Source organism: Arthrobacter sp. Cr_A7 (assembly GCF_029222765.1).
Classification (GTDB): domain Bacteria; phylum Actinomycetota; class Actinomycetes; order Actinomycetales; family Micrococcaceae; genus Arthrobacter.
The window spans coordinates 1-3,219 of record NZ_JARHXQ010000085.1; the positions used below are offsets into that span (position 1 = coordinate 1).

At 64.4% G+C, this 3,219-nt stretch carries 2 protein-coding genes; one reads left to right on the forward strand and one right to left on the reverse strand.

The window, feature by feature from the left end:
- Positions 1–672: 672 nt before the first annotated feature.
- The gene (locus tag P2Q66_RS05280) at positions 673–2,265 is read left to right on the forward strand and encodes an aldehyde dehydrogenase (NADP(+)) (RefSeq protein ID WP_275726153.1); all 1,593 of its coding nucleotides are present in this window, start codon (positions 673–675) and stop codon (positions 2,263–2,265) included.
- A 102-nt stretch (positions 2,266–2,367) separates the two neighbouring features.
- Here the strand turns inward: P2Q66_RS05280 and P2Q66_RS05285 are convergent.
- Positions 2,368–3,219: fumarylacetoacetate hydrolase family protein (locus P2Q66_RS05285; protein WP_275726155.1), on the reverse strand; the 852-nt coding region annotated here is incomplete at its 5' end.

Genomic DNA, 3,219 nt, shown 5'->3' on the forward strand with positions numbered 1-3,219 from the left:
CACGTCGGACAACGAGGAGGACAGGAGCGGTGCCTACCAAACCAGGCGAACGGGCACAGTAACCCGACCAGATGGCAGGTCGACCAATACCTTTGACAGTGACAGGGGTAACACGTAAAATTGAATAACACGTTCAATAACTGAATAGCTATCTTTCGCTCGGCGCGGTGCCCGGGACTGCTGACAAGGCTGTCATCGCATCCTTACGGCAGCCGGCTGAACCCGAAAAACACGCCTGCTCGGCCCCGCCGCTACCCCTAAACCAGCAGGACGACGTGGCCCCTCAAGCGCCGTCCGCGGCGGCGACGATAACCCAACCAATAAAGGACAGGAATGCGACGGCCAGTCAGTCACAAAGTAAGCCCTAAGGTCACGCCCGCCCTTGAGCTGGTGGGCAACTGGACAGTTTTGGAACCAGGAGACAAAGTCCTGCTTTACCACGCAGGCACGGTGACGGCCTCCGGGAACGTTGATGTGCGGAGCCACAACGGAAGTGTCTTCTGGATCAACAGAGACGGCGGAGGCCGGGCCATGATCCATAAAACAGACAATGTTGCCGTCTATCGCCGCACAGTCCAGGCCAAAGAACTCCAACATCGCCGGGGAGCAACAGTGTGACTGCCGGTTGCCCCAGCTCGTGAAAAATCAACCGCTATCGTCAGAAAGAACCACATGCCACTTAATGGACATTCACTGATTGCCGGAGAACAAGTCACCGGCGACAACGGGACGACGTCCGGCTTTGACCCGGCCACCAATGAACAGCTTGATCCCGCGTACTCCCTGATCACGGAGGACCAGCTGAAGCTGGCCACCGCCGCGGCAGCCGACGCGTACCCGTCCTTCTCCACGCTGGACCCGGAAACCCACGCCGGGTTCCTCGACGCCATCGCGGACAACATCGAGGCAATCGGCGAGGAACTGATCGTCCGCGCCGGCCAGGAAACCGGCCTGCCGGCCGCCCGCCTGCAGGGTGAGCGTGCGCGCACCACCGGCCAGCTGCGGCTCTTCGCGAACGTTGTCCGCCAGGGCGATTTCCGCGGCGTCCGCATCGACCCCGCCATCCCGGACCGCACCCCGCTGCCCCGGGCAGACATCCGCCAGCGCCAAATCCCGCTCGGCCCGGTAGCCGTGTTCGGGGCCAGCAACTTCCCGCTGGCCTTCTCGACGGCGGGCGGCGACACCGCCTCGGCCCTGGCCGCCGGCTGCCCCGTCGTCTTCAAAGCTCACAACGCCCACCCCGGCACCGGCGAACTCGTCGGCCAAGCCGTGGCCAAAGCCGTCAAAGACTTCAACCTGCACCCCGGCGTGTTCTCCCTCATCTACGGCCCCGGCGCCAGCATCGGCCAGGCCCTCGTGGCCGACCCCAACATCAAGGCCGTCGGCTTCACCGGCTCCCAGGCCGCCGGCATCGCCCTGATGCGCACCGCCGCTGCCCGCCGCGAACCCATCCCCGTCTACGCCGAAATGTCCTCGCTGAACCCCGTCTTCGTCTTCGAAGGCGCCCTCAAAGGCGACATCGACGCCCTCGCCGCCCAGTACGTCACCGCCGTAACCGGCAGCTCCGGCCAGCTCTGCACCTCCCCCGGACTGCTCTTCGCCCCCGAAGGCCAACTGGGTGACAAACTCGCCGCCGCCGTCGGACGTGCCGTCTCCGCCTGCGCCGGGCAGACCATGCTCACAGCCGGCATCGCCGGTTCCTGGAACGCCGGGGCAGAAGCCCTCGGCAACGCCGACGGCGTGAACCTGATCGGCAAGGGACTGGAAGGAGAGACCCGGAACGCCCCGGCACCCACCATCTTCGGCACCCAGGTCCGCGACTTCGTCACCAACCACGTCCTGCACGAGGAAATCTTCGGCGCCGCGTCCCTCGTCATCCGCTACGGCAGCACCGACGAACTCCTCGACGCCGTCGCACGCCTCGAAGGCCAGCTCACCGCATCACTGCAGCTCACCGAAGAGGACTACCCCACCGCGGCGCCCCTGATCCCGGCGCTGGAGCAGAAAGTGGGCCGCATCATCGTCAACGGCTGGCCCACCGGCGTCGAAGTCGGCCATGCCATGGTTCACGGCGGCCCCTTCCCCGCCACCTCAGATTCCCGGACTACCTCGGTCGGAACGCTCGCGATCAACCGCTTCCTGCGCCCGGTCGCCTACCAGAACATCCCCCAGGAACTCCTCCCCGCACCCCTGCAGGACACCAACCCCTGGCACCTGAACCGGTTGGTGGACGGCCTGATCGAGAAGGCAGAAGCAAACGTCTGATGGCCTCTAGGTAAAGGATTAACGACGTCTTTCCGGCATAGCAAAGGGAGCAGCGGATAAATCCGCTGCTCCCTTTGTCCGTTCCGCGCAGGTAGTGGATGTCTAGCTTCCCGCTGCCAGGAGGTGGCGCATTTGGCCGACCCCCTGAACGTAGGTGACAAGTTCGTCGCCCGCGTGGAGGAACCGCTGGGGGACGCGTCCTACGCCCACTCCCGGTGGTGTGCCGGTAAAAATGATGTCCCCCGGGAACAGCCGGGTGACTTTGGACAGCCGCTCTATGATCTCCGGGACGGAAAAGACCATGTCGGAGGTGTTGCCGGCCTGGACCTGCTCGCCGTTGATCGTGCACCCCAGTTCCACGGCGTCAGGGTTCTCGAATTCGTCAGGGGTGACAAGCATCGGGCCCAGCGGGCCGAATCCAGGGAACGATTTGGCGAGGCTGTACTGGGGTGCCGGCCCGGAAGCCTGCCGGGTGCGTTCGGACAGGTCCTGTCCGGCTGTCAGCCCGGCGACGTGGTCCCACGCGCTGCCAGCAGGAATGTCCTGGCCGCCGCGTCCGATCACCACGACCAGTTCGACTTCCCAGTCCACGGTCCCCGGGGGCAGCACAATGGTCCCATAGGGGCCAGTCAGGGCACTGGGGAACTTGGTGAAAACAGTAATGTCCTCGGGTACCGCCAGGGATGCTTCTGCTGCATGGGCCGCGTAGTTGAGCCCGATTGCGAATACCTGCCGCGGTTGAGGCGCAGGACTGGAAAAATCTTTTGGTGTGAACTCGGCCAAAGGCCTTCCAGCGAACCCTTCCAGTTTGCCGGCGGCTTCCCTGAGTTCATCCCACCGCTCGTAGCACTCCTGGATGCTCGGGCTGAAGGTTCCGTCCGATGCGGCTGAGACATCTATGACCCGGTCTTCCGGGGTGATGAGCATCAACCGGTTGGTGATGTTGGCAAGGCG